Here is a 25,847-nt window from a genome sequence, read left to right as displayed (position 1 = left end):
CGAATCAGTGTCCGAACGGGTCAGGGTCGACGCCAGGCATCCATGTCAATCCGGGAACGCCCCAACCGTTCTTCTTGGCCTGCTTCATTGCCTTCCTGGCATATCGGTCCACAAGGCGGTTGACGTAAAGCTTGCCGTCCAAATGGTCGTACTCGTGCTGCATGACTCGAGCGAACCAGCCCGTGGCTTCGAAGTCCACAGGATTCCCGTCACCATCAAAGCCTTGGACGCGGGCCCATTCGGCACGCTGCAGAGGGTAGTGCTCTCCGGGGAAGGACAGGCAGCCCTCAATGTGCTCTTCCGGGTCCGGGAGGGCGCCTGAGACCTTTGAGAGGGTCAACACGGGATTGACCAGAACGCCTTGATCAGGGGCGTCGTCGTTCGCGTACTTATACACAAAGATGCGCTTCCCGACTCCTACCTGGGGTGCGGCGAGGCCTACTCCGTTCGCGGCTTCATTGGTTTCAAACATGTCCGCGATGAGTTTCCGGAGATCGTCATCGAATACTTCGACTTCACTTGCCCGACGATGCAAAACGGGTTCGCCCCAAATGGTCACAGGGAGGACGGTCATCTCAGCTCTTCCTTGGTTGATCGCTGTGTTCCGGAAGCAACCCATGCGACTGCAGCCGGGCCAAAACAAAACAAAGGCCGCACCGGATAACCGGTGCGGCCTTTGTGGAAACCGGCTTTTTGAGCCAATCTCGGCGGGGTGAGCGACGGGGGTTGAACCCGCGACCTCCTGGACCACAACCAGGCGCTCTGCCAACTGAGCTACGCCCACCATGTGCCTTTTTCGGTAACTCCGTATGACCGGCATTCCGTGAAGGCAACGACAAATAGCTTACCTGCTGTTTTGGGGTGAAAAGTCCACTTTTGCCGGTTTCGACGAAAAAACCTTCAAAAATGGCGCAGATCACATAGTTTCCGTTGAGCCCAGAGTCTCGGCAGTAGCCGTGATGTCCTTGGAGATGCGCTGCGCGGTAGCCGTGTCAGGCCCAGGGGCGGGCACAAAAACGGCCTGCCTGTAGTAACGGAGCTCGTCGATGGAATCCTTGATGTCCCCCAGTGCGCGATGTCCGCCATGCTTGGCCGGCGACTGGAAGTAGGCCCGCGGGAACCAGCGGCGCGAGAGTTCCTTGATGGTGCTGACATCGATGACGCGGTAGTGGAGGTGCTCCACAATGTTCGGCATGTCCCTGGCCAGGAACATCCTGTCCGTGCCCACGGAGTTGCCTCCGAGTGGGGCCTTGCGGGGGTCCGGAACCCACTTCTCGATGTACTCAAGCACCTGCGCCTCGGCCTCGGCCATCGTCTTGCCGTGGGGGAGTTCGTCAAGGAGCTTGGAGCGGGTGTGCATGTCTCGAACGAAGTCGTTCATTTGCTCCAGCGCTGCGTCGTCGGGCTTGATGACGACGTCCACGCCATCGCCCAGGATGTTGAGCTCGGAGTCCGTCACGAGCGCCGCAACCTCGATCAGGGCGTCGTTCTTGAGGTCCAGGCCGGTCATTTCGCAGTCAATCCAGACGATGCGTTCATTAGTAATAGGCACGCGCCTAGCCTATCCTTCAGGCGGTTCCAAGTGCTCCGATGGTAGGATTTTTGAGCACGGCAGTGTCCTTTCTTCCTGTCGTGGACAGCCCCCAGAGATTCAGATTTCTGTCCCGGAACGCAACGGGCAAACGATTGGATGAAGACCACATGACGGTGCCTGTACCCGCCGCCCAGAAGGCAGGGAAAGAAGCGCCGCCTGCGGTTGCTGCTGCCATCGAAGTGGATAACGCCAGGTCCCCGCTGATCGCCGGTTTCATTGGCTCGATGTTCCTTGTCTTCGGCTCGCTGGGCGTTGGCTGGCTCGCACCAGTGTCTGAACTTCGACGGCTTCCGCTTTTCATCTGGATGCGTACCGAAGGTGTTGGTGTCGCGCTTTCCATCGTCCTGCTGGCTGTCGGTGGCATGCTGCTTGTCCGGGCTTGGCTGCGCCTGGGGCAGCGTGTCCGGGTCTGGGGACTCCAAGCCCGCAAGGCCACTTTGCAGGCCGTGGTGGCCTGGGGACTGCCCATGATGTTCACTGTCCCGCTTTTCAGCAGGGACGTCTACGCTTACATCGGCCAAGGCAGACTCATGGTTGAGGGAATGAATCCCTACGAGAATGGGATTTCCGCCCTCCCGAACTACTTCCAATTGGGTGCGGACAAGATGTGGACGGAAGCTCCCGTTCCGTACGGTCAGTTCTTCCTTTGGATCGAACAATTTGTTGTTTGGGTGACCAATGTCCAACCTGAGGCCTGCATCATGCTGTTCAGGTTGGTGGCAGTTGCGGGCGTCATACTTTGCATCATCTACGTGCCCAAGCTGGCAGAGCTCCACGGCGTCAATCCACACCGTGCACTATGGTTGACAGCCGCCAACCCTCTCTTTCTCACCAACTTCATTGCCAGTGTCCACAACGACGCTCTCATGATTGGGCTGGCCCTGGCTGGTCTGTACTACTGCGCCACCCGCCGGGTGGTGCTGGGCTTGGTGCTGGTGACACTCTCCATTTCGGTCAAGCCAATTACGGTGGTCTTCCTGCCATTTATCGGCTTGCTCTGGGCGGGTAAGGGTGCGTCATGGCCGCGCAAGATCCTTTTCTGGTTCCTGACAGCCGTCCTGACCTTTGGCCTCCTGTACGCCATGAGCCTGGTCAACGGGTTTGGGTTTGGATGGGTGAAGGGCCTCTCTGCCCCCGGGAGCGTCTGGATCTGGTATGCACCCATCGGTTTGATCGGCCTGGTTGTCGCCTCGATCTTCAACGTTTTTGGCCTCGATGGCTGGGGCATGGCCAAGTGGGTCTACGACGCCGGCAAGGTGCTCATGGTGGGGGCCATCGCCTGGCAGGTGTTCCGGGGAGAGCACGACCGCCTGATGCGCCGGCTCACGTTGGCCTTTGCGGCGATTGTCCTGCTGGCACCCATGATCCAGTCATGGTATGTGGTGTGGCTGATTCCGCTGTTTGCTGTAACCGGCATCCGCAACGACTGGCAGGTGAAGGCTGTCTACTTCGTGGTGTCGTTCTTCATGGTCTATGCCATCTCGGACCAACTGGATGTGTTCCCCTATCTTCAGAGCGAGGATCTCGGCCTCGCCCTGACCCTGGCGCGGAACGCGGCGGCCATCATCGCTCTTCTGTTTGCCGTTTACCTGATCTTCGTGGATCCGAAGACAAAGAGCCTTTTCCGCAAACGCGACGAACCAGGCCTGCGTCCGATCATCTAAGATTGCGCGGCGCTCAAGGAGAGGGTAGAAGCCGTACTGCCTCGCGTGTGGAGAGCGGGCTGAGGGCCGGGGCATTCTCTGCGGCGAATGCCCTGACCCACTCGGGGTTCGTCTTGCTGTACTCCCGCAAGGCCCAGCCGATGGCCTTGCGGATGAAGAACTCTTTGTCGGCAAGGTTGGGCTTAATAACAGCCGCCAGCAGTCCAGGGTCCGTCCGCGTCTTGGCCGCCAATTGAGCAGTGATGGACGCCCTCCGGATCCACATATCCTCGTCCGTGGACCACTGCAGCAAAAGCGGCGTCATGGTGGACCTATGGGCAAGGAGGAGGGCACAGAGACGATGGGCCACTCCGTCGACAAGGTCCCACCAGGCGCCGGTGCGGATTATTTCCTCATAGACGGGAAGCATGGCAAGGTCTTCCTTGACCATCGGCAAGCCTGTCAATTCAATGGCTGCATACCGTTCTTCGCGGGCTTGGGCATTCCGCCACAAATCACGGACGGCCTCGCGCAGGCTGACGGGTGAAGAGATGGGAAACTGCTTGGCGGCAGCCTTGGCGATCCTGCGCACCTCAGGCACCCGGATACCCCACGACGGCATGTCCGACTTCATATACGCCTGGGCTCCCCGGGCACGCTCAGCATCCCCGGCGGTTCGAAGCTTTGAGCGGATGGCCTCAAGCAGGTCCTTGTTCTCCATTCCTCAACTGTATGACCGCGCGTTCTGGGAAGTATCCAACCCGGAAGTCCACTTTGCTCTCCACCCTATGCAGACGAGCTGCCCCACGTAGAGTGGGACCAAGAGCCAGCCGGCCCCACGATGACCCCCCAGCAGTGAACCATCCCGCCCGGCATTAGTGGAGGAAACCCATGTCCATGGTGAAGACACCGGATCAGGTCTCGATGATGCGCGAGGCCGGGAGGGTGGTGGCCAACGCCTTGGCGGCGGTCAAGGAGCATGCTGACGTAGGTGTTTCCCTCAAGGAATTGGATGAGGTTGCCAGCAGCCTGATTTCCGACGCCGGGGCCAAGCCGGCCTTCCTTGATTACCACCCCCGGTGGGCAGCTGTCCCGTTTCCCGGGGTGATCTGTGCCAGTGTCAATGACGCGGTGGTGCATGGAATCCCAAATGGCTACGTCCTCCAGGACGGGGACCTCCTCAGTGTGGATTGCGGTGCCTTCCTTGAAGGCTGGTGTGGAGATGCTGCCATCAGCTTCATCGTGGGGACGGCAGATCCGGTGGACCAGGCGCTGATCGATGCAACGGACGCTGCACTCGCCCGGGGTATCGAAGCTGCCCGTGGGGGCAACAAGATGGGCGACCTCGCCTATGCGATAGGCGGCGAGGCCAAGCGTGCTGGATACGGATTATTGGCCGATCATGGCGGCCACGGTATCGGCCGGACAATGCACGCCGAGCCGCCCGTCCCCAACATCGGCAGACCGGGCAGGGGTATCAAACTTCAAGAGGGGTTGGTCATTGCCATCGAACCAATGCTCATCCTGGGCGGCAAGGATGACTACTATCATGATGAAGACGAGTGGACTCTGCGTTCAGCCAGCGGAAACAAGGCCGCCCATAGTGAGCACACCGTCGCTGTCACAGCTGATGGACCAATGATCCTCACGCTGCCGTAGCTGCCGCGATGACAGCTGGCTAAGCGGGCTGCCCGTGGAGGCGAACCACGGCGCGCCCGGGAAGGGGAGTTGAAACCACCGAGAACCCGCCTTCAATGAACAGCGAAACTGTGCCGTGATACAAGTCGGACGGCCCGGCCTTTGGACGAAGGCTGGTATCGACGGGGTATGCTTCAAGGGTCGTAGCCCCGTTATTGAATGCGTGGTCAACGGCTGCCCGGAGTAACGTCGCTGCAACACCTGAGCGCCGATGGCTCGGTGAAACCACAAAGCAGCTCACCGACCAAAGGGTCCCAACGTCAACGGGCGGGAGGTCTGCCGCCCGAAGAAGCTGCGACCGTTCTATGCGGGGATAGTTTGCCCGCGGTTCCACAGCGCACCAGCCCACCGCCTGACCACCCCGGAATGCCAGCACCCCCGGCTCAGGATCCTCGTTGAAACGTGCCCGCAGGAGTTCCTTGAGTTCGCTGGGTGCCGCAGACCTGAACTCCTTGCCGGGGAGCGCGAACCAGCGGCACCAGCACCGGGACGGCTCGCCCTTGACCCCGAACAATTCCTCCACGGCCTCCCAGGATGCCGGAGCTGTCTCCAACCGGGGAGCTGCTGCGTCGAATGCCATGGACCCAGAATATTCTCCAGTGCGGGGCTGGTCCCACCAGTTTCATCGCGTTCCCCGATGCGAAGTTCAAGCCCCGGCACCCACCAACTCACCTGTAGTGGTGTTTACCACCATCGGACCGGCACCGTCAGGATCATCGACGTCGACGGTTTCCGTCTCGTCCTCCGGGGGCGCTTGTTCGTTGTCGCCGGCCTCCCACTCAATCCCCGGATCTCCAGGCTTCCCGGCTGCCTCGCCGGACGGGTTCGAGTCAGCGGAAGCCGACGTCCCGTTCATCCGGGTGAAGTTCGCAGAACCCCACATGAGATCGTGCCCGACCGATTCTGCGTCGATTTCTGCCACGTGGTAGATCCTGCCCTCGTGTTCCCACTGCCTCAGGCGTAGCTTTCCGATGACGATGACGCGTTGCCCCTTCTTCACACTGCAGCCGACGTGCCCGGCCAAGTAGCGAAAGGATTGCACCGTGTACCAGTTGGTGTTGCCGTCCACCCATGTATTGCTGGTGCGGTCGTAGCGCCGTTCAGTTGTCCCAAGGCGAAATGAAGCAGTGGACGTTCCGCGTGTAGTGGTGGAGCTCTTGACTTCCGAGGCTACAAAGCCGCGAAGAGTAATGGTGTCGTTCATGGTGGTCCTTCTCGATATAGGAAAGTGCCCGTCCGGCCCTCTTAGCCTCATCCATGCAAACCAGGCAGGGGAGTACGGTCTTGGCCTATGTGAATAAGTCCGGCTCGTAAGGTTGTTGTGGAGGAAAAGTGTCGGTGGGCGTGGGCTGGCAGGCCGCGGTCCGAATGCACTGTAAACTCTTTGTGGCGCCAGCGGCTTAGGCTTGTATTGGCGCTTGTGCGCCCCAGTAGCTCAGGGGATAGAGCAGCGGCCTTCTAATCCGCCGGTCGGGGGTTCGATTCCCTCCTGGGGCACAAGAAATCCCCCGGAACCTGCAGGGTTCCGGGGGATTGATTCTTTAACTGCGTGGCTCGTTGGGCTGTGACTCGAGAAATTCCTTGAGATTCTGAAGAACAATGCGCCACGTCGCTGCGGAATGCTCCACTTCTTCTTCGCTCTTGTTGTTGCCTTGCGTAATGGTTACGGATGTTCCTTCGTCCGCATCGGCCAGGCGATATTCCACCGTGTGGTAGTTTTCGGGGGAATCGGGAAGTCCCGATGAAGGACTGTAGTGCGTGGTTTTCAGGAGCTGCAAGGGTTCGAAGGCCAGGATGGTGCCCTTGTCCTCGTATGCCTTGCCGTTGTACTCGCCGGAGTAGGTGATGGGATCCTCTACCCGCCAGGTCGTTTCGACATTGGTTCCGAGGAAGTATTCCTTGATGAGGCCAGGATCCGTCAGGGCCTCCCATACCTGCTCGCGCGGGACCGCTACGGTGATCGACGCCTCGGCGTTGGGGATATTTGCTTCCATGGGCTTCTCCTTCCCGCGGCCGCCGATTCCGGCGCGCCACCACCTGGCCCACGCTACGCCCGCGGGACGTCCATGGGAATGGCAGAATGGCTATGTGATGAGCAGGGGAACAAGGGTGGAGCAGCCGGGCCGTGAAAGCAACTTTCAGCTGAACGGTAAGGCTGTCGGGACCTTTCTGGTCATTATTGCTGCGCTGGCACTGTCAGCATGTACCGCGCCGTCGCCCGAAAGGCCCATGGCCGGCATCACCTCTTCAAGTCCGGCCGCGCAACAGCCCGGTAGCGGAACGAGTATGGACCCTGCTGTAGTGGCCACGAGCACGACTGTGGAGGCAACGCTGAAAAAGATCGTGGCCGCCAGCCCCAAGCCGGATACGGAATCCGTTCGGGCAGCCTTGGTTTCGGCAGGCATTCCCAAAGCCAACGTGGAAGTGTCCGTCAGCCGGACGCCCACAGGTCTTGATGTCGATGCGTTGGAAGCTGCGGCGCTGGCAGGCGATAGTTGTGTCATGGGCCAGATCCGGGACGGAGGCGTCGTGATGAGCGTGCTGCCAGTACTTGCCACGGGGAAATGCTTCGTGGGCAGCGTTCGCTAGCAGCACTGCCTGGAGCTGAGGGCAGTGTTCGACAACACCGAATGTGAGATCTGTCCGCCTACCCACTAGATTTAAGGGCATGGCGGAATTCATTTACACGATGACCAAGGCTCGCAAGGCCGTTGGCGACAAACTTATTTTGGACGATGTCAGCATGTCGTTCTACCCTGGCGCAAAGATTGGCGTCGTGGGCCCGAACGGTGCTGGCAAGTCCACCATCCTGAAGATCATGGCCGGGCTGGACACCCCTTCAAACGGCGAGGCCCGCCTGAGCCCCGGTTACACCGTGGGCATCCTCTTGCAGGAACCGCCGCTGAATGAGGAAAAGACCGTCCTTGGCAACGTCCAGGAAGGCGTTGGCGAGATCTACGGCAAGATCCAGCGTTTCAACGAGATCTCCGAAGAGATGGCGAACCCGGATGCGGACTACGACACTCTCCTGGATGAGATGGGAAAGCTGCAGGAAGCCATTGACGCTGCCGATGCCTGGGATATCGATTCCCAGCTCGAGCAGGCCATGGACGCATTGCGCTGCCCGCCCGCTGATTCCGATGTCACGGTCCTCTCTGGTGGTGAACGCCGCCGCGTAGCGCTGTGCAAGCTTCTCCTCCAGAAGCCGGACCTCCTGCTCCTTGACGAGCCCACCAACCACTTGGACGCCGAGAGCGTCCTTTGGCTCGAGCAGCACCTCTCCCAGTACCCCGGTGCGGTCCTTGCCGTGACCCACGACCGCTACTTCCTGGACCACGTGGCTGAGTGGATCGCAGAAGTCGACCGCGGCCACCTCTACCCGTACGAGGGTAACTACTCCACCTACCTGGAGAAGAAGAAGGCCCGCCTTGAGGTCCAGGGCAAGAAGGACGCAAAGCTGTCCAAGCGCCTCACCGAAGAACTTGAATGGGTGCGCTCCAATGCCAAGGGCCGCCAGACCAAGTCCAAGGCCCGTTTGGCCCGCTATGAAGAAATGGCTGCGGAGGCCGAGCGCACCCGCAAGTTGGACTTCGAAGAGATCCAGATTCCGCCGGGTCCGCGCCTGGGCTCGGTAGTGATCGAGGCCAAGAACCTGAAGAAGGGGTTCGACGACCGCGTCCTGATCGAAGACCTCTCCTTCTCGTTGCCCCGCAACGGCATCGTTGGCGTTATTGGACCCAACGGTGTGGGTAAGTCCACCTTGTTCAAGACCATCGTCGGCATGGAGCCCCTGGATGACGGTGAGCTCAAGATCGGCGAGTCCGTAAAGATCTCCTACGTGGACCAGTCCCGTGGCGGCATCGATCCCAATAAGTCTCTCTGGGAAGTTGTTTCCGAAGGCCATGACTACATCCAGGTCGGCCAGGTGGAAATGCCTTCGCGTGCCTACGTTTCGGCCTTCGGCTTCAAGGGCCCGGACCAGCAAAAGAAGGCTGGCGTCCTCTCCGGTGGTGAGCGTAACCGTCTTAACCTTGCGTTGACGCTTAAGCAGGGTGGCAACCTTTTGCTCCTCGACGAGCCAACCAACGACCTCGACGTCGAAACCCTGAGCAGCCTGGAAAATGCCCTGCTCGAGTTCCCGGGCTGTGCCGTGGTGGTCTCCCACGACCGTTGGTTCCTGGACAGGGTAGCAACCCACATCCTCGCCTATGAAGGTGACGACGAGAACCCGTCCAAGTGGTACTGGTTCGAAGGTAACTTCGACTCCTATGAGGAGAACAAGGTGGAGCGCCTCGGCGCTGATGCGGCCAAGCCGCACCGTGTGACGCACCGCCGTCTGACCCGCGACTAACGGGTCGTCACAGGCAGAAAATGAGGCCGGTCCCAACAGGGACCGGCCTCATTGCTATGGAATCCTGACCATGCCCTCCTGTGCCACGGTCGCAACGTGCAGGCCTTCGCGGTTGAATATCCGCCCGGTAGCCAAGCCGCGGGCCCCTTGCGCGCTGGGGGACTCCTGAACGTACAGCATCCACTCGTCCACCCGGACCGGCCGGTGCCACCACATGGCGTGATCGAGGCTGGCGACGCTCATGCCCGGTATCATCCAAGCGAGGCCGTGTTTGCGGAGGATGGGTTCCAACAGGGTGTAGTCGCTGGCGTACGCCAAGGCGGCCAGGTGTAGTTTGGGGTCGTCGGGCAAGGGGCCCATCGTCTTCATCCAGACGGCGTTGGTGGCCACGTGCTCGCTTGGCGGTGACACGTAAAGTGCGGGGTCGATGTGACGGACGTCGAACGGCCGCTCCGAGGACATATGCCGTGCCAAAGGGTGGTCGAATTGAGCCAGCAACTCGGCCGTACTGGGCAACGACTCGGGGTCCGGCATGCCTTCGGGCATTGTCGCTTGATGATCCAGGCCTTCATCTTCAACCTGGAACGAGGCAATCATGGAAAGGATCGGCACACCGTCCTGATAAGCATGAACGCGCCGTGCCGAGAAGGACCGACCGTCACGCAGCCGTTCCACACCGAACGTGATGGGCTTATTGGCGTCGCCGGGCCGCAGGAAATAGCCGTGCATGGAGTGCGCCACCCGGTCAGGTTCCACGGTTCGCATGCCAGCCATCATGGATTGGGCCAGGACCTGGCCGCCGAAGACACGATGCCGGGGCTGTTTTTGGGAAGGTCCAAGGAAAATGTCCTCATTGGTCCGGGCTCCGTCGAAGTCACCAAGGTCCAACAGGCCAATGAGGACTTCCGTCGGATCTTCTGCGGGTGCCTCAACCTTGAGGCCGGCGTTCGTGTCTGTCATGGTTCGACTCTAGACGGCGCCCGGACCCCTCTCAACCGCGGACATGCCGGTAGAGTCGATGCTGTGACAGACCTCTTGACTCAGTCCTTCCGCTTTGCCGATCCCCGCGACCTCGTTGACCTGCGGACCTACGTCACGCGTGCCAAGAGCATCGATGACGGCGCCATCCGCCTGCAGGCCGCAGGCCAGGTATTGGCCGCGTACGTGTGTGTACTCAGGCCACGCATTCTGGGTGAATCAACTCCCACAATCCTTGGGTTACGGACCATGGCGCTTGCAGAACCTGCCCAAGCCGATGTCACTGTGACGCTCTCCTCCGTCATGGACCGTCTTGCCCGCTCGGGTGCCGACGACGTCGAGTTGCCCATTCCGCCGTCGACGGTTTCGGAGTCATGGGCCGGCGTCGGCGCGCCCAGGAGCGGTTGGGCAGTCCTGGGGACGGTGCTCGACGCCGATCTGAAGTCAGCCGCGGAAGCCGGCATTGCCGAGGTGGCTGGCGTTGTGCCCACTGCCGCTGGCGCTGCCGTTGTGAATACGGCCCGGGCCGCCGTGTGGGGAAGGGAACTCCCCGGACTCAGTGACCTGCCTGCGGGTGCAGCCTTTGCTGCCTTCGCCCTGGGATTCCTGGGCGGGGGCGAGCAGCAGTTGTTCCGCAATGGACGCTGGTTCCGCTTAAGTGGTCCTCGTGGCCATGTACTGGTTCGTACGGGCGCAGGCTTGGGTCCGGGGTTCTAGGCCCAGCCGAACTCAGACGGCCGAGGGGCTGTTCACCATGGTCAGGGCAGCGCGTTCCATGTAGTCCCAAAGGGTTCCCTCGTGAAGAGGCGACAACCCCAGCGAGTCCACTGCTGTCCGCATATGGAAGAGCCAGCGGTCCTTCGCTTCGGGCGTGACGCGGAACGGCATGTGGCGCATCCGCAGGCGCGGATGGCCGCGCTCCTCGCTGTAAGTAGTGGGACCGCCCCAATACTGCTCCAGGAACATGAGGAAGCGCCGTTTGGCCGGTTCCAAGTCCTCTTCGGGGTACATGGGCCGCAGGAGCGGATCCTGCGCAACGCCGTCGTAGAAGACGTCGATCAGCTTCACGAAAGTATCGTGCCCGCCCACGGCTGCATAAAAGCTGTCCGTGTAGGCAGGCTGGCTGAAGGGATCGTTCTGCATCAGCTGGCGTCGCTGACCAGCCTGGGTGTTCGTTTCACTCACTGGCCTTCTCCTCAGCCTTCTGGGCAGCATCATTGTCGTCGGTTTCCGGCGACTCCAGCGGAACGTAGTCTCCCTGCGAGCGGTTGCCCACGCGCAGGATTTCGCCGTTTCGCAGATACCAGATGGCTCCGTCCTCAGCGCGGACCCGCGTAATGCGCAGGCCCACTGATTCAACGGTACCAATCACTTCGCTGGTAACGATCACATCGCCTATTCCGTACTGGTCTTCGATGGTGATGAAGATCCCGGCGAGGAAGTCACGGATCAGCTGCTGTGCACCGAAACCGATAGCGACACCCAGTATTCCCACGCTTGTCAGCAGGGGCGCGACGTCCACGTTCATGAACTTGAGGACGTAGATGATCACGATCACCACAACCACGACGCTCACGAGGCTTGTCAGCAAAGTGCCGATGGTTTCGGCGCGCTGTGACCGGCGTTCGTGATCCAGTGCGCGGATTGCCGGTTGCACCCATTTGAAGTGGGGCTTCTTGAAGAAGGAGCTGCCGGCGGATACCCGCCGTGTGATGCGCAGGATGATGAACCGCGCCACGATCCACACCAGCAGGCCCACGCCTAAAGTGATGAGGATCGAAACGAAGTCTATTTTCTCCGGTTCAATGGTGATGGTTTCCGCCAAGGGGATGGAGGTCAAGGTGGAATAACTCCTTGTCGTCGGCCCGTGTTCGCCGGGCGCGGAACACTCTGTCCACTTCCAACCCTATCGCCGTAGCGTGACGGTATGCGCATCCTGGTCCTTGGCGGTACCGCCTTCCTGTCAGCTGAAATCGCAAAGCAGGCGCTTGCCTTGGGGCACGACGTCACGTGTCTGGCCCGTGGTACCCAGGCGAACCCGCCCGACGGCGTGGCCTGGGTCCGTGGCGACCGCGCCTTGGGTAGTGCCGCCTATGGGGACGTGAACAGCAGCTGGGATGCGGTTGTCGAGGTTTCCAGGGATCCTGTTCAAGCGCGGGATGCCCTTGAAGCGTTGGGACCGCATGCGGGCCATTGGACCTTCGTGTCCAGTTGCTCGGTGTATGCGGATCATTCGGTTCCTGGCGCTGACGAGAACGCGGCGCTTCTTGAACCGTTGCCTGAAGGACAATCAGGCACTCCGGAAACCTATGGTGAATCGAAGTCTGCGATCGAGCACATGACGCTCGCTTTGGTTGGGCACAAAGCCCACATTGTGCGGGCCGGGCTGATCGGAGGGCCAGGGGACGGCTCCGACCGCTACGGTTATTGGCCTGCGCGCTTTGCAGCCAATACCGAGCCGGTTCTCGTGCCGGACATTCCCGATGACGCCACCCAGATCATCGACGTCCGTGACCTCGCCGGATGGATCATCCAAGGTGCTGGGATGGGCCTGACGGGCACTTACAACGCGTTGGGAGATGTAGTTCCGTTCAGTGAGTACATTTCGGAATCCAGCCGCGCGGCGGTGGGCCAGGAGAGTCAGCCCGGCACGGAGCCGAGGCTGCCATCGAGCGAAACTGTCCAGGCCGACGAAGACTGGCTGGTCGGGCAAGGCGTCGAGTACTGGTCCGGGCCGGACTCACTTCCTCTCTGGTTGCCAGCGGACCACGACGGTTTTCAATCGCGAAGCAATCAAGCAGCGAAGGCGCTCGGGATGACGTTGCGCCCGTGGCAGGAGACCCTCCGGGACGCTCTGGACTATGAGCGAAGCCTGGGCTTGGAAAGGGAGCGCAAGGCAGGCTTAAGCCGTGAAACCGAACGCAGGCTGGTAGGACTCCTGCGGAAGCAACAGAGCTAAGGGGGCTTACAGCGTCAGGCCGCTGCCGCCGTCGTGATTGGCTCGTGCAACACCGGGAAATTGACGCTGCGGGCTATGAAACAGACCTGATTGGCTTCGTGGTGAAGTTGCGCCGTCAAGGCCGAATGAGCCGGATCCGCGATAGTGACGTGCGGCTTCAGAGTCACGCTCTCGAATTGGCCGCTGCCGTCACGATTTAGCTTCATGGTGCCCTCGGCGTTGTCCTCGTAGCCGGTTACAACAACCCCATGTTTTACCGCCACGTGCAGGAAGGAGAGCATGTGGCATTGCGACAGGGCAGCAAGCAGGAGTTGCTCGGGGTTGTAGCGCGTGCGGTCGCCGTGGAACGTTGGATCTGCGGAACCTTTGAGGATGGGCAGCCCGGGAATTTCTATGTCATGATCCCGCGAGTACCCTCTGTAGCTTTCTGTACCCACGCCCAGATTTCCAGTCCAGCGGACGGTCAATGCATAGTGGTGTTCGTTGAGGCCCATGCGGACAGTTTAGCCATCTGCCAAACAGCGCCGGCACAGGCCCCAACGGACTGCTTAGGCGTCCACGTCCACGTCCGCTGCCCGGGCACGGAGCGCCCGCGCCACGGCGTCCCGGTTTTCCAGCATCATGCGGCGCAGGGCGGCACTCTCCTCTGGAAGAGCTGCAAGGAATTCGTCCGTCCGGTCCACCGTGGCCTGGGTTGTGAGCTGCGCCGGGTACAGGCCCACGACAATCTGCTGGGCCAACGCGTGCGTGCGTTCTTTGACAATCCCGGGGACCGCTTCAAAATATTTCTCAGCGTAGGGCTCCAGCAGGGTGGTGTCCGGCACCCGCATGAAGCCGGCCACTGCCGAGGCTTGCAGGGCGTTGGAGAGTTCGCCCTTGACCACGATGGAATCCCACGCTGCAGCTTTGGCCTCCGCCGTGGGAATAGCGGCCTTGGCCTGTGCCGCTGCATTTTGGCCGGTGGAGGTGTTGTCGCGGGCGAGTTCGTGGTCGATGCGCTCCTGGCCCTGCCTGCCGCCGGCCACCAAAGCGGTTAGCAGTTCCCAGCGCATGTCCTGGTCAACGGTTAGGCCCTCAAGAGTGTCGGTCCCGTCCAGCAGTGCCTGGATGCGGTCCAGCTGATCTGCGCTGCGTGCAAGTTGCGCGTAGGACTTCACGAACTGCAACTGCGCATCCGAGCCGGCTTCCACCGCTGACGCGAGCTCCCACAGCTTATCGGCGGCAGCGATCGTTGCCTCCAGTTTGTGCCCGGCCGCCACATAGTAGGTCAGCGTCGTGGCAAGTTGCCGCAGCTGAACGAGGATCACAGAGGAATCTGTTTCCTCCGCGATGTTCGCCAGTATCAGTTCGACGTAGCCGCGCGCAGGAGTTTCTCCGTCCCGTGCCGCATCCCATGCGGAGCCCCAGACCAGTGTGCGGGGCAAGCTGGCGGCAAAATCCTTGAGATGCGCTTTCGCTGTGGCCAGCGAGTGGGCGTCCAGCCGTACTTTGGCGTAGGCGAGATCATCATCATTAAGCAGGATGAGGTCCGGGCGTGTGAGGCCTGCCAAGGCGGGGACTTCCGTCCGGGGACCCTCGACGTCGAGCTCCTCGCGGTGCGTCCGCTCCAGCTTGCCCTCTTCGGTGAGGTTGTAGAAGCCCACCGCAAGGCGATGGGGACGAAGCGTTGGTTGTTCATCGATCGCGGATTGCAGGATGTTGAACGCGGTGATGGTGCCGTCCTGCTCCACGTCCACCTCGGGAGCCAGGGTGTTCACGCCGGCGGTTTCGAGCCAGAGCTTGCCCCATACGTCCAGGTCACGGCCGCTTGCGGCTTCGAGTTCCACCATGAGGTCAGCCAGTTCGGTGTTCTTCCAAGCGTGCTTGGCGAAGTACGTGCGCACCCCTGACATGAACTGTTCCGGTCCAACCCAGGCAACCAACTGCCGCAGCACGGAGGCGCCCTTGGCGTAGGTGATGCCGTCGAAATTGACCTCAACGTCTTCCAGGTTGTTGATTTCCGCGAAGATCGGGTGCGTGGTGGGCAGTTGATCCTGGCGGTATGCCCACGATTTCTCAACGGAGGCGAAGGTTGTCCAAGCCCTGTCGAAGGCCGTGTTTTCCACAGCGGCCAGGTGGGACATGTACTCGGCGAACGACTCGTTGAGCCAGAGGTCGTTCCACCAGCGCATGGTCACCAGGTCCCCGAACCACATGTGCGCGAGTTCGTGCAGGACCGTGATGGCCCGGCGCTCGATCTGTGCGCCGGCGACCTTGCCGCGGAAGATGTAGCCTTCCAGGATTGTCACCGCGCCGGCGTTTTCCATTGCACCGGCATTGAATTCGGGGACGAACAGCTGATCGTACTTTTCAAACGGGTACGGGCAGCCAAACTGTGCCTCGAAGAATTCAAAGCCCTGGCGGGTAAGTTCGAAGATGTTGTCCGCATCCAGGTACTGCATCAAGGATTTGCGCGCGAAGACGCCCAGCGGTATGACCCTGCCGTCCGAACTTGCCACCTCGGAACGGACGGACTGGTACGGTCCGGCTATCAGGGCGGTGACATACGAGGACAGACGCGGAGTGGGAGCGAATTCCCACACGGACCTGGCTCCACCGTCCTCGCCTGCATCAGTTTCAACCGGAACCGGGGTGGGGGAGTTGGAGACGACGTCCCAGTGTGAGGGAGCAGTGACGCGGAACGTGAAGCTGGCCTTCAGGTCCGGCTGCTCGAAGACAGCGAACATCCGCCGGGAATCCGGAACCTCGAACTGGGTGTAGAGGTAGACCTCCCCATCCACCGGATCCACGAAACGATGGAGGCCCTCACCTGTGTTCATGTAGCGCGCATCGGCGACGACTATGAGTTCATTCTCGTCGGCAAGGTTTGGAAGTTGGATGCGGACGCCATCGGATACCTCGGCGGGATCCAGTTCGGTGCCGTTCAGGGTAACGCTGTAAACGCTCTCGGTCACGGCGTCGATAAACGTCGAGGCTCCAGCCTTTGCCGAGAACTTCACCACGGTGGTGGATCCGAACACCGTGGCGCCCTTGGTCAGATCCAGGGTGACGTTGTAGGACTCGACATTGAGTATTTCAGCGCGCTGCGCGGCTTCGTTGCGCGTCAGGTTAAGGCCTGGCAAGTGGTGCCTCCAGAGGTTGGGGTGTCCGGCCGGGGCAGGTCCGGTCGATGGTGTGAAGCCATTCTTTCACTCCAAGCGCCGATGGCAAGGAGGTGCCCCCACAGTGTCGCCGGCACGGAGTAGCGTTGGAGCATGGGAACGTTCAGGGAGTCTCTTGATATCCGCGCACTCAGGTTTGCACTAGCCTTTCCGCTGCTGCTGGCCATAGGTTTCGTTGTGTGCGCACAGATGGTGCGAAACGATCTTCCCGATCCGGTAGCAGTGATGTGGAACGCCGACGGCGGCAGTGCCTTTGCTCCTTTCGGCGCCTATGTAACCGGCGGCGCAGCCCTGATCACCTTTTTCGGCTGGGTCGCGTTCCTCCAGGCCGTGCCGCTGTCCCGGCCGGTGGTCATGCGCAGGGTCATGATGGGCCTTGGCCTCATGGTGAGCCTCTTCGTGACAACAGTGCTGGCTGCCGGATTGGTAGGGCAATCGGGGCTGGGGGACGCCCGCGCTTCCCACGTTGATCCGATCGTCCTCGCCATGGGCAGTGGAGCGGCGGTGTCGTTGGGAGTCGTCCTCATGTTCGCCTTCAAACCCGATCCCCGGTGGACGCGGGAGGACGACGAAGCCCTTGAAGCCGCACGCCTGTACGTCACAGACCCGGACCTCGCGCGGGATACGCTGCGCATGTGGGTCCATGCCCGCAGTTCAGTTTTCATCATGATCATCGTGTCCACGCTGTTTCCAGCCGCGCTGATCGCGATAGCCGTCCCATGGCTGGGAGCCTTGTTGGCCGCGGCGGCGTTGGTTGGTGCCGGCTTCCTCTTCGCCCGCGTCCGGGCGGACAGGGGAGGGCTGCAGGTCTTCGCAGGCGGCATCGTGCCGGTCCTGACCGTTCCCGCCGTCGACATCGCGGCAGCAGCTCCGGCTGAAGTGAAAGCCGCAGACTTTGGCGGATGGGGTTGGCGGCATCATGACGATGCAACGGCGATGCTGGTCAGCAGCGGACCGGCCGTCGTCGTAAGGAAACTTAATGGAGGCAGGGTTGCGCTCAGTGCAGGGACTCCGGCAACAGCGGACGAACTCGCGGGCATCCTGAACCGGGCTGCCGAGCGGGCCCACCACGGCGGGCAGCCCCAGCAACCCGGGGCGCGGTAACCTAGGTAGCGCATCCCACACCGCCGCGCCCGGCAAGTGCCGTACCGGCGCGCCAGAAAGAATGGACTTCCTGTGACTACACCCCGCGTCCACATCGCCACCGACCACGCCGGCATGGAACTCAGCGCCCACCTGGTCAGCCACCTCACCGCAAAGGGTTATGAGGTTGTGGACCACGGACCCAGGGAATATGACGCTCTGGATGACTACCCGTCCTTCTGCATCAACGCAGGAGTTGCAGTGGTGGCTGATCAGCAAGCAGGCGTGCATGCGCTGGGCATCGTCCTGGGTGGTTCGGGCAATGGTGAACAAATTGCCGCCAACAAGGTCAAGGGTGTGCGTGCCGCGCTGGCCTGGAACCTCTCTACGGCCAAGCTCGCCCGCGAGCACAACGACGCCAACGTAGTGGCCGTTGGTGGCCGCCAGCATACGGTGGAAGAAGCAACCGAACTCATTGAGGCCTTCCTCCAGGAACCTTTCAGCAATGACGAGCGCCACATCCGCCGTATCGGCAAGATTGCGGCTTACGAGACCACCGGCGAGATCGTCGAGTAGTGCCTGAGGGGCACTCCGTCCATAGGCTGGCCCGCCAATTCCAGGACGTGTTTGGCGGCCGGCGCTTGGAGGTTTCGAGTCCGCAGGGCCGATTCACGGCCGGTGCGGAGCTTCTGAGCGGACATGTGATGGTTGAATCTGTTGCGCACGGAAAGCAGCTGTTCCTGAGGTTCGACCACGATCTTTTCCTCCACGTTCACCTTGGTCTTTATGGTGCCTGGAGCTTTGGCGGCGATAGCTCCTTCTCGGGAGCCTCCAGCATTGGCGCGCCTCGCCGGATCGGTGAGCGCGAGACTGCCTCATCCGGTGCAGAGGGGGAGTCCGGTGCCGGGGTGGACTACGCAGGGCCTCCCGCCCCGGTGGGTGCCGTCCGCGCGCGCCTGGTGTCGGACAACGGCTGGGCCGATCTTCGTGGAGCCACCACTTGCGCCGCTGTTACGTCCCATGAAGCAGAAGCTGTACTGGGCCGCCTGGGCCCTGATCCGCTGCGTAACCGGCCGGGGGACCGGGACGAGTTCATCCGCCGGTTGCGATGCCGCAAGACGGCCGTGGCCATGCTGTTGATGGATCAATCGGTGCTGGCGGGGGTTGGAAATATTTACCGCGCAGAGGTCCTCTTTCGTCAGTCGGTGGATCCATGGACTCCTGGGAACAAGATTGACGCTGCGACGGCCGGCAGGTTGTGGGATGACGCCGTCCTTGCCATGTCCGACGGCGTACGCGACGGCCGGATTGTCACCACGCCGCCGGCGCTATGGAGCGGTAACGGCACCTCAGCGCCCGACGCCGATGCGCACTTTGTCTATAAGCGCGAAGGGCAGCCCTGCCGCGCTTGCGGGACGCTGGTAGGCATGGTCGAAATCGGCGCCCGCAAATTGTATTGGTGCCCTGGCTGCCAGTTGTAACAGCGCTGGCCTGTTGTAACAACGATTGCGGGTTCGTAACAACAAAAAAGCCCCAATCCGAAGATTGGGGCTTTTTTACTGGAGGGGACGACGGGAATCGAACCCGCGTAATCAGTTTGGAAGACTGAGGCTTTACCATTAAGCTACGTCCCCGGGTGGGTCTCCTGCTGGATCCTTGTATGGATCTCATGCTCAGGACATCTTCCCGGTGGCTGTTGAAGCCGGGTACAACTAAACCTAATTCCGGCGGCGGTGTCAAATGTGCATTCCGGGCCCGCTTGCCCGTAGACTGTCCTGTGCATTCGGGGTGTAGCTCAGCTTGGCTAGAGCGCCTGCTTTGGGAGCAGGAAGTCGCAGGTTCAAATCCTGTCACCCCGACTCTGTGTTTCGTGTCCGCCTCAGGGATGCGGCAGAACCCCATACCCACAAATTCAGGAGTACTTAGACTGTGAAGAGCGCTGTCGAGAACCTCACCCCCACGCGGGTCAAGCTCAACGTTGAGGTTCCCTTTGAGGAACTGAAGCCGAGCATCGATGCCGCTTACAAGACTGTTGCTTCGCAGATCCAGGTCCCCGGATTCCGCAAGGGCAAGGTTCCTTCCAAGCTGATCGACCAGCGCGTTGGCCGTGGCTATGTCCTGGAAACCGCCATCAACGATGGCCTCAACGGCTGGTACCAGGCTGCTGTCCAGGAAACGGGTGTTCGTCCCCTGAGCCGTCCTGAAGTTGAGATCACCGAGGTTCCGGACCCGTCCGCAACCGATGGCGAGCTTAAGTTCCAGGTGGAGATTGATGTTCGGCCCGAGATCGAGCTGCCGGACTATGCAGGCATCAAGGTTGAGGTTGCTGCGGCTGAATCCTCCGCTGAAGACGTCGACAAGGCCTTGGATGAACTGCGTGGCCGCTTCGGCACGCTGAAGTCCGTGGAGCGTCCCGCCCGGAACGAGGACTTCCTCACGATCGACATCACCGCCACGATCGATGGCGAAGAAATCGACTCGGCGTCCGGCTTGTCCTACCAGGTTGGTGCAGGCACCATGCTTGAGGGCCTGGACGAGGCCGTGACCGGTCTGTCCGCAGACGAAGAAGCAATCTTCGACACCACGCTCGTTGGCGGCGACCACGCCGGCGAGGCAGCCCAGGTGAAGGTTGTTGTCAAGGCCGTCAAGGAGCGCGAGCTTCCTGAAGCCAACGACGACTTCGCACAGCTGGCTTCGGAATTCGACACCCTTGCTGAGCTCCGCGAGGACCTCGCCAAGCAGGCTGCCGATTCCAAGGTTGTCGGACAGGGCGTTGAGGCCCGCGACAAGGTCCTGGACAAGCTCGTAGAGCTCGTCGAGGTCCCCGTTCCGGCTTCGGTTGTCGAAGAGCAGATTGAGGCTCACTTCAACCCGGAGAACGCCCACGGCGAAGGTGACCACGACACCGAGGAGCACCGCGCCGAGGTCAAGGCAAACACTGAGCGCGCCTTCCAGAACGAGGTCATCCTTGACGCCATTGCGGACAAGGAAGAAGTTGACGTCAGCCAGAACGAGCTGATCGACTACATCGTCAGCACCGCAAGCCAGTACGGTATGGATCCCAACCAGTTCGCCCAGATCATCGATCAGAGCGGCCAGGTCCCCATGATGGTTTCCGAAGTACGCCGCCGCAAGGCACTGGCCGTTGTGCTGGGCCAGGCCGAGGTCGTTGACTCCGAAGGCAACAAGGTTGACCTGAGCGATTTTGTCCGCCCTGCGGGCGAAGTTGCTGCTGATGAGGCAGCAACCGCCGAAGCCGGCGAGGAAGCGGATGTTGTCGCCAGCGATGACCCCGCAGCCGTGAAGTTCTAGTCAATAGCGCATCAACCGACCCCGGATCAGTGATCCGGGGTCGGTTTGTTTTAAGCCCTGAACGGACAAGCCCGCATACAATCAGCGTGCTGGATCTGCGGGCCCGCTCCAATCGTGCGCCGTCAGCGAACAGCGCGATTCCGGCGAACAAATCGTCCCTGAAAACGGTTAGTGTCCAAGTAGTGAAGTTCAGTGAGGTCACTGGCACCAGCGAGAGGTAAGTACTTATGTCACAGCAATCAGAGGCTCCCCGGATGGCAACTGTCGATCCCGCAGCCCAGGACAACTACATCTACAACCGCCTGCTGAAAGAGCGCATCATCTGGCTTGGCTCTGAAGTCCGTGACGAGAACGCCAACGCCATCTGCTCCCAGCTGCTCCTCCTCTCGGCTGAAGACCCCGAGAAGGACATCTACCTTTACATCAACTCACCCGGTGGCTCGGTGACCGCCGGCATGGCCATCTACGACACCATGCAGTTCATCCCCAACGATGTTGTCACTGTTGCCACCGGCCTGGCTGCCTCCATGGGGCAGTTCCTGCTCTCCTCCGGAACCAAGGGGAAGCGTTACGCCACCCCCAACGCCCGTATTCTCATGCACCAGCCGTCCGGTGGCATCGGCGGCACTGCTTCGGATATCAAAATCCAGGCCGAGCTCATCCTGCACATGAAGAAGGTCATGGCGGAACTCACCGCAGAACAGACCGGCCAGACTGTGGAGACCATCCTCAAGGACAACGACCGCGACAAGTGGTTCACGGCCACGGAGGCTCTGGAGTACGGCTTCTTCGACAAGATCTCGGCTCACGCAGGCTCGGTAGCTGGTGGCGGTGGAACGGCCAACCAGTCGAACTCCGAGCCAGGCTCCGAAAACTAACCGGCACCAAAGAACCACTGAAACCCAGGAGTAATGACATGAACTACAACTTCGGATGGTCTGCCGGTAATCTCCCAACCAGCCGCTACGTCCTGCCCCAGTTCGAAGAGCGCACACCGTACGGCTTCAAGCGCCAGGATCCGTACACCAAGCTGTTCGAGGACCGCATCATCTTCCTCGGCGTCCAGGTTGACGACGCTTCTGCCGATGACATCATGGCCCAGCTGCTGGTCCTTGAATCGACGGATCCGGACCGCGACATCACGTTGTACATCAACTCGCCCGGCGGCTCCTTCACGGCCATGACGGCGATCTATGACACCATGCAGTACATTCGTCCGGAGATCCAGACCGTATGCCTGGGCCAGGCAGCCAGTGCGGCAGCTGTCCTGCTTGCAGCGGGAACACCCGGCAAGCGGCTGGCACTGCCGAACGCACGCGTGCTGATCCACCAGCCGGCGTTGTCCGGCGGCCAGGGCGGCCAGGCATCCGACCTCGAGATCCAGGCTGCTGAAGTCATGCGCATGCGTACATGGCTTGAAGACACGCTGGCACACCACTCGGGCCGTACCTCCGAGCAGGTCAACAATGACATCGAGCGCGACAAGATCCTGACCGCGGCCGAGGCCATGAGCTACGGTCTGATCGACCAGGTCCTGGACTCCCGCAAGATCAAGCCCCAGGCAATCGCCAGGTAGCATACGGAAAACGACGCCGGTGCGGTTCGCGAAATATGGACCGCACCGGCGTTCTGTTTCCACCCAAGCAGCCCATTGTGACCTAGAGTGGATGTTGTCACGGTGGTGCCAACCCCGGCCAGGCTGCACACTTGAGTACGGCACGGAGCCGCATCACCCGCATGTAACGAAGGGATTCCCACATGGCTCGGATTGGCGAGAGCACGGACCTGCTGAAGTGTTCTTTCTGCGGAAAGAGCCAGAAGCAGGTACGGAAGCTGATTGCCGGGCCCGGTGTGTACATCTGCGATGAGTGCATCGAGCTTTGCAACGAGATCATCGAAGAAGAACTTGCGGAAGTTTCGGACCTTGGCAGTTTTGAACTCCCCAAGCCCCGGGAGATCTTCGATTTCCTGCAGGAATACGTCATCGGCCAGGAGCCTGCCAAACGGTCGTTGGCAGTTGCCGTCTACAACCACTACAAGCGGATCCAGGCCGGTCATGCTCCCAAGGCCGGGAGCCTTGGTGAGGGTCCGCATCACGAGGATGTGGAGATCGCCAAATCCAACATCCTGCTGATCGGTCCAACTGGCTGTGGCAAGACGTATCTGGCGCAAACGCTCGCCCGCAGGCTCAATGTCCCGTTCGCCGTGGCCGATGCAACCGCACTCACGGAGGCTGGCTATGTGGGCGAGGATGTCGAAAACATACTGCTCAAGCTCATCCAGGCCGCTGATTACGACGTCAAGAAAGCCGAACAAGGCATCATTTACATTGACGAGATCGACAAAATCTCCCGCAAGAGCGAGAACCCCTCGATCACCCGGGACGTGTCGGGCGAGGGAGTCCAGCAGGCCCTGCTGAAGATCCTCGAAGGCACAGTAGCCTCCGTCCCGCCGCAGGGTGGACGTAAGCATCCGCACCAGGAATTCATCCAGATCGACACCACCAACGTGCTCTTCATCGTGGCAGGTGCATTTGCCGGCCTTGAGGACATCATTGGTTCGCGGTCAGGGCGCAAGGGCATCGGCTTTGGAGCGCCACTGAACGAAGTCCGGGACAACGTGGACACTTACGGTGAAGTCATGCCGGAAGACCTGCTGAAGTTCGGACTCATTCCGGAGTTCATTGGCCGCCTGCCAGTGATCACCACCGTCTCGAATCTGGACCGTCCTGCGTTGATCCAGATCCTTTCCACGCCCAAGAATGCCCTGGTGAAGCAATACCAGAAGATGTTCCAGCTGGATGGTGTAGACCTGCAATTCGACGACGACGCTTTGGATGCCATCGCTGACCAGGCTCTTGAGCGTGGAACCGGCGCCCGTGGCCTGAGGGCCATCATGGAAGAAGTCTTGCTGCCCGTCATGTTTGATCTGCCAAGCAGGGATGACATCGCAACTGTCGTCATCACCGCTGATGTGGTGGACAACAAGGCCCAGCCCACCATGATTGGCCACGACGTCGTAGCGAAGCGCCGGAATAAGTCGGCCTAGCCACCCGTTGGCCTAGTAAGCGGCGGTTTCATTCATTCCGCGTCGCTTGATGCCCGCTTTTTACTCTTCCAAGGAGTTTCCCTGTGCCTGAAATGAATGTGCCTGAACTGACTGTGCCTGAACAGAGCCTGCCCGAACAGAACCTGCCAGAGCAGCCCGTCAATAAAGCCGATTTCTGGTTCGATCCTGTTTGCCCCTTCGCATGGATCACATCGCGCTGGATCGGCGAGGTGGAGCAAGTGCGGGGAATTGAGACCGAATGGCACGTCATGAGCTTGTCCGTCCTCAATGAGGGCCGTGACCTTCCCGGGGATTACAGGGCGATGATGGACGACAGCTGGGGTCCTGTCCGCGTGATCATTGCTGCCCAGGAGCTCCATGGCAGCAGGTACATCAAACCCTTGTACGACGCCATGGGGGAACAGTTCCACCACGAAGGCAACAAGGACCGTAGTTCCGTGATCCAGAAAGCGCTGGCAGAAGTAGGCCTTCCTGCTGAGCTGGCCCGCTTCGCGGACTCAGGGGAGTACGACACCGAATTGCGGGCCAGCCACGAGGCCGGCATCTCCCTGGTGGGCCAGGATGTGGGAACGCCCGTGGTGGCTGTAAATGGCACGGCCTTCTTCGGCCCGGTCCTCACCCGGATTCCGAGGGGCGAAGAAGCGGGGCAACTTTGGGATGCCACGGTAACCCTTGCCGGCTACCCGCACTTCTTCGAAATCAAGCGCAGCCGCACGGAAAGCCCTGAATTCAACTAGGAAAGCCCGAGTTCAACCAGGAAGCCCAGGTCCGGCCCGGCGAATCCGCGGCACTACTTCAGGAAGCGCGACGTACGCCGGTCCGCGAGGATCTTTCCGTGGGTTTGGCAGGTAGCACAGTACTGAAGTGACGTGTCTGCGAACGACACTTCACGTACAGTGTCGCCGCAAACAGGGCAGGGCAGCCCGGTCCTGGCATGGACCCTGAAATTGCTTCGCTTTGTGTCCTTCAGCTCGCTGGAAGGCTTTCCAGCTGCCGCGTTCACGGCACCCACCAAAACCTCCTGCATGGCATCGTAGAGCCGCTGCACTGTTTCGCCGTCGATCGTCTTCGCGATGGCGAAGGGGGAGATTTTGGCGGCGTGCAGAATCTCATCGCTGTAGGCGTTGCCAATCCCGGCGATGATGCTTTGGCTGCGGAGAAGTCCCTTGATCTGTTGGGAACTTGTCTTAAGGATTGCCGCCAGGGCATTTTCGTCGAAGTCGGGGCTGAGCGGTTCCGGACCCAGGGTTGCGATCCCGGGAACATCCAAGGGATCCCTTACCACGTAGATGGCCAGGCTCTTTTTGGTGCCGGCTTCAGTGAGGTCCAGTCCTATGTGGGCGTCGTCGGCCTGCCGGTGCAGCAGTAGCCTGGCCGCTATGTTGCTCTTGCCCATGCGCAGCCCGGCTGCTGATGGATGCTCCGTATAGCGGACCCACCCGGCCTTTGCGAGGTGGAAGACGAAAAACAGGCCGTCGGCATCGAGGCTGATGAACTTGCCGAAGCGCTGTGTGCCCTGGATGGTGCGGCCTTCGAGGGTGCTGTAGGGCGGATCAGCGGTCTTCAAGGCGGCGATGGAGTTGATGCGGACGCTGGTCAGCACTGCTCCATGGAGCTGGGTGTCCAGATACGTGCACAGGCCGTGCACTTCGGGAAGTTCCGGCATGTCCATACTCTGCCATAGCTTTACCCGGGCTGCAGGATAGCTGCACGAAAAAGCCCTGGCAGAACTACAGGATTGTAGTTCTGCCAGGGCTCTTGTGCATGGTCACTGGCGGGACCACAATGGTTCTTACCCACTTCGAAAGAAGAGGGACACGGAAACCAAAGATTCAGTGATATGCAACCAACGCAGCCTTTGGCAAAGTTGGAAGCAAGCTACCAGTGACGAGGTAGTAAGACCTGAAATTCCGAGGATTCCGCCAGACTGTCAAGCCGTCACCAGACAGCCGAAAAGTCGAAGCCCCACCAACGGCAAAACGCTGATGGGGCTTCCCCT

Annotated in this window: 26 protein-coding genes and 4 tRNA genes; 16 read left to right on the top strand and 14 right to left on the bottom strand. The window is 60.8% G+C overall.

The features are described from left to right. Positions 1–4: 4 nt before the first annotated feature. From def to orn, 3 genes are all read right to left on the bottom strand, one after another. Positions 5–574, bottom strand: a complete 570-nt coding sequence (def, locus tag LDN82_RS13390; RefSeq protein WP_224164557.1) for a peptide deformylase — start codon at positions 572–574, stop codon at positions 5–7. A gap of 137 nt (positions 575–711) precedes the next feature. Further along, positions 712–784 (bottom strand) — tRNA-His (locus LDN82_RS13385). Positions 785–916: 132 nt separating this feature from the next. After that, entirely contained in the window at positions 917–1,552 is a 636-nt protein-coding gene (orn, locus tag LDN82_RS13380; RefSeq protein ID WP_224090726.1) for an oligoribonuclease, read from the bottom strand. A 149-nt stretch (positions 1,553–1,701) separates the two neighbouring features. Between orn and mptB the strand changes: the two genes are divergently transcribed. Further along, on the top strand, positions 1,702–3,258 hold the full coding sequence (gene mptB / locus LDN82_RS13375) for a polyprenol phosphomannose-dependent alpha 1,6 mannosyltransferase MptB (protein ID WP_224164556.1): 1,557 nt from the start codon (positions 1,702–1,704) through the stop codon (positions 3,256–3,258). A 13-nt stretch (positions 3,259–3,271) separates the two neighbouring features. Here the strand turns inward: mptB and LDN82_RS13370 are convergent, their stop codons facing one another. Then, entirely contained in the window at positions 3,272–3,958 is a 687-nt protein-coding gene (locus tag LDN82_RS13370) for a DNA alkylation repair protein (protein ID WP_224164555.1), read from the bottom strand. 170 nt (positions 3,959–4,128) lie between these two features. Between LDN82_RS13370 and map the strand changes: the two genes are divergently transcribed. Next, entirely contained in the window at positions 4,129–4,896 is a 768-nt protein-coding gene (gene map, locus LDN82_RS13365; RefSeq protein WP_224164554.1) for a type I methionyl aminopeptidase, read from the top strand. A 19-nt stretch (positions 4,897–4,915) separates the two neighbouring features. Here the strand turns inward: map and LDN82_RS13360 are convergent, their stop codons facing one another. Continuing rightward, complete coding sequence (locus LDN82_RS13360) at positions 4,916–5,515, bottom strand: GNAT family N-acetyltransferase (protein WP_224164553.1); 600 nt, start codon at positions 5,513–5,515, stop codon at positions 4,916–4,918. A gap of 66 nt (positions 5,516–5,581) precedes the next feature. Further along, a complete protein-coding gene (locus tag LDN82_RS13355) occupies positions 5,582–6,139 on the bottom strand; it encodes a single-stranded DNA-binding protein (protein ID WP_224164552.1) in 558 nt (185 codons plus the stop codon). 220 nt (positions 6,140–6,359) lie between these two features. Here LDN82_RS13355 and LDN82_RS13350 point away from each other — a divergent pair. Then, positions 6,360–6,432 (top strand) — tRNA-Arg (locus LDN82_RS13350). 44 nt (positions 6,433–6,476) lie between these two features. On the opposite strand, the gene LDN82_RS13345 is transcribed toward LDN82_RS13350, so the two are convergent. After that, a complete protein-coding gene (locus LDN82_RS13345) occupies positions 6,477–6,929 on the bottom strand; it encodes an SRPBCC domain-containing protein (RefSeq protein WP_224164551.1) in 453 nt (150 codons plus the stop codon). A 97-nt stretch (positions 6,930–7,026) separates the two neighbouring features. Between LDN82_RS13345 and LDN82_RS13340 the strand changes: the two genes are divergently transcribed. Both LDN82_RS13340 and ettA read left to right on the top strand, forming a co-directional pair. Next, complete coding sequence (locus LDN82_RS13340; protein WP_224164550.1) at positions 7,027–7,524, top strand: hypothetical protein; 498 nt, start codon at positions 7,027–7,029, stop codon at positions 7,522–7,524. 79 nt (positions 7,525–7,603) lie between these two features. After that, positions 7,604–9,286, top strand: a complete 1,683-nt coding sequence (gene ettA / locus LDN82_RS13335) for an energy-dependent translational throttle protein EttA (RefSeq protein ID WP_224164549.1) — start codon at positions 7,604–7,606, stop codon at positions 9,284–9,286. Positions 9,287–9,340: 54 nt separating this feature from the next. On the opposite strand, the gene LDN82_RS13330 is transcribed toward ettA, so the two are convergent. Then, on the bottom strand, positions 9,341–10,246 hold the full coding sequence (locus tag LDN82_RS13330) for an acyl-CoA thioesterase II (protein ID WP_224164548.1): 906 nt from the start codon (positions 10,244–10,246) through the stop codon (positions 9,341–9,343). A gap of 63 nt (positions 10,247–10,309) precedes the next feature. On the opposite strand from LDN82_RS13330, the gene LDN82_RS13325 reads away from it, so the two are divergent. Further along, entirely contained in the window at positions 10,310–10,981 is a 672-nt protein-coding gene (locus LDN82_RS13325) for a hypothetical protein (protein ID WP_224164547.1), read from the top strand. Between the two features lie 12 nt (positions 10,982–10,993). Here the strand turns inward: LDN82_RS13325 and LDN82_RS13320 are convergent, their stop codons facing one another. Continuing rightward, positions 10,994–11,407 carry a globin gene (locus tag LDN82_RS13320; protein ID WP_223949302.1) on the bottom strand — a complete coding sequence of 138 codons (414 nt, stop codon included), beginning with the start codon at positions 11,405–11,407 and terminating at the stop codon, positions 10,994–10,996. A 34-nt stretch (positions 11,408–11,441) separates the two neighbouring features. After that, the gene (locus tag LDN82_RS13315) at positions 11,442–12,104 is read right to left on the bottom strand and encodes a mechanosensitive ion channel domain-containing protein (RefSeq protein ID WP_224090714.1); all 663 of its coding nucleotides are present in this window, start codon (positions 12,102–12,104) and stop codon (positions 11,442–11,444) included. A gap of 87 nt (positions 12,105–12,191) precedes the next feature. Here LDN82_RS13315 and LDN82_RS13310 point away from each other — a divergent pair, with 87 nt between their 5' ends. After that, positions 12,192–13,223: an NAD-dependent epimerase/dehydratase family protein gene (locus LDN82_RS13310; RefSeq protein WP_224164546.1), complete on the top strand. Its 1,032-nt coding sequence runs from the start codon at positions 12,192–12,194 to the stop codon at positions 13,221–13,223. Between the two features lie 14 nt (positions 13,224–13,237). Here the strand turns inward: LDN82_RS13310 and LDN82_RS13305 are convergent, their stop codons facing one another. Then, positions 13,238–13,717 carry an OsmC family protein gene (locus LDN82_RS13305; protein WP_224164545.1) on the bottom strand — a complete coding sequence of 160 codons (480 nt, stop codon included), beginning with the start codon at positions 13,715–13,717 and terminating at the stop codon, positions 13,238–13,240. A gap of 54 nt (positions 13,718–13,771) precedes the next feature. After that, positions 13,772–16,345: an aminopeptidase N gene (gene pepN / locus LDN82_RS13300; RefSeq protein WP_224164544.1), complete on the bottom strand. Its 2,574-nt coding sequence runs from the start codon at positions 16,343–16,345 to the stop codon at positions 13,772–13,774. Between the two features lie 132 nt (positions 16,346–16,477). Here pepN and LDN82_RS13295 point away from each other — a divergent pair, with 132 nt between their 5' ends. The 3 genes from LDN82_RS13295 (at position 16,478) to LDN82_RS13285 (ending at position 18,948) form a co-directional block, all read left to right on the top strand. Then, positions 16,478–17,488 carry a hypothetical protein gene (locus tag LDN82_RS13295; protein ID WP_224164543.1) on the top strand — a complete coding sequence of 337 codons (1,011 nt, stop codon included), beginning with the start codon at positions 16,478–16,480 and terminating at the stop codon, positions 17,486–17,488. A gap of 114 nt (positions 17,489–17,602) precedes the next feature. Continuing rightward, positions 17,603–18,043: a ribose-5-phosphate isomerase gene (locus LDN82_RS13290; protein WP_263422306.1), complete on the top strand. Its 441-nt coding sequence runs from the start codon at positions 17,603–17,605 to the stop codon at positions 18,041–18,043. Further along, positions 18,043–18,948, top strand: a complete 906-nt coding sequence (locus LDN82_RS13285) for a DNA-formamidopyrimidine glycosylase family protein (protein WP_224164541.1) — start codon at positions 18,043–18,045, stop codon at positions 18,946–18,948. Before LDN82_RS13290 ends, LDN82_RS13285 begins: the two co-directional genes overlap by 1 nt. Positions 18,949–19,027: 79 nt before the next feature. Here LDN82_RS13285 and LDN82_RS13280 read toward each other — a convergent pair. Further along, positions 19,028–19,101: transfer RNA gene (locus LDN82_RS13280), tRNA-Gly, on the bottom strand. A 150-nt stretch (positions 19,102–19,251) separates the two neighbouring features. On the opposite strand from LDN82_RS13280, the gene LDN82_RS13275 reads away from it, so the two are divergent. The 6 genes from LDN82_RS13275 (at position 19,252) to LDN82_RS13250 (ending at position 24,585) form a co-directional block, all read left to right on the top strand. Beyond that, positions 19,252–19,326: transfer RNA gene (locus LDN82_RS13275), tRNA-Pro, on the top strand. Between the two features lie 70 nt (positions 19,327–19,396). Continuing rightward, positions 19,397–20,779, top strand: a complete 1,383-nt coding sequence (tig, locus tag LDN82_RS13270) for a trigger factor (protein ID WP_224090703.1) — start codon at positions 19,397–19,399, stop codon at positions 20,777–20,779. A 254-nt stretch (positions 20,780–21,033) separates the two neighbouring features. Next, entirely contained in the window at positions 21,034–21,657 is a 624-nt protein-coding gene (locus tag LDN82_RS13265; protein ID WP_275964122.1) for an ATP-dependent Clp protease proteolytic subunit, read from the top strand. 38 nt (positions 21,658–21,695) lie between these two features. Then, the gene (locus LDN82_RS13260) at positions 21,696–22,355 is read left to right on the top strand and encodes an ATP-dependent Clp protease proteolytic subunit (protein WP_216925476.1); all 660 of its coding nucleotides are present in this window, start codon (positions 21,696–21,698) and stop codon (positions 22,353–22,355) included. A 182-nt stretch (positions 22,356–22,537) separates the two neighbouring features. Continuing rightward, entirely contained in the window at positions 22,538–23,827 is a 1,290-nt protein-coding gene (gene clpX, locus LDN82_RS13255; RefSeq protein ID WP_223933150.1) for an ATP-dependent Clp protease ATP-binding subunit ClpX, read from the top strand. Positions 23,828–23,940: 113 nt separating this feature from the next. Beyond that, positions 23,941–24,585: a DsbA family protein gene (locus LDN82_RS13250; protein ID WP_275965568.1), complete on the top strand. Its 645-nt coding sequence runs from the start codon at positions 23,941–23,943 to the stop codon at positions 24,583–24,585. Positions 24,586–24,638: 53 nt separating this feature from the next. Here the strand turns inward: LDN82_RS13250 and LDN82_RS13245 are convergent, their stop codons facing one another. Next, on the bottom strand, positions 24,639–25,514 hold the full coding sequence (locus LDN82_RS13245; RefSeq protein ID WP_224164540.1) for a DNA-formamidopyrimidine glycosylase family protein: 876 nt from the start codon (positions 25,512–25,514) through the stop codon (positions 24,639–24,641). Positions 25,515–25,847: the final 333 nt, after the last annotated feature.

It is taken from the genome of Arthrobacter sp. StoSoilA2 (assembly GCF_019977195.1).
Classification (GTDB): domain Bacteria; phylum Actinomycetota; class Actinomycetes; order Actinomycetales; family Micrococcaceae; genus Arthrobacter.
The sequence above is the reverse complement of the archived record's forward strand: the minus strand, read 5'-3'. Positions and strand labels throughout refer to the sequence as shown.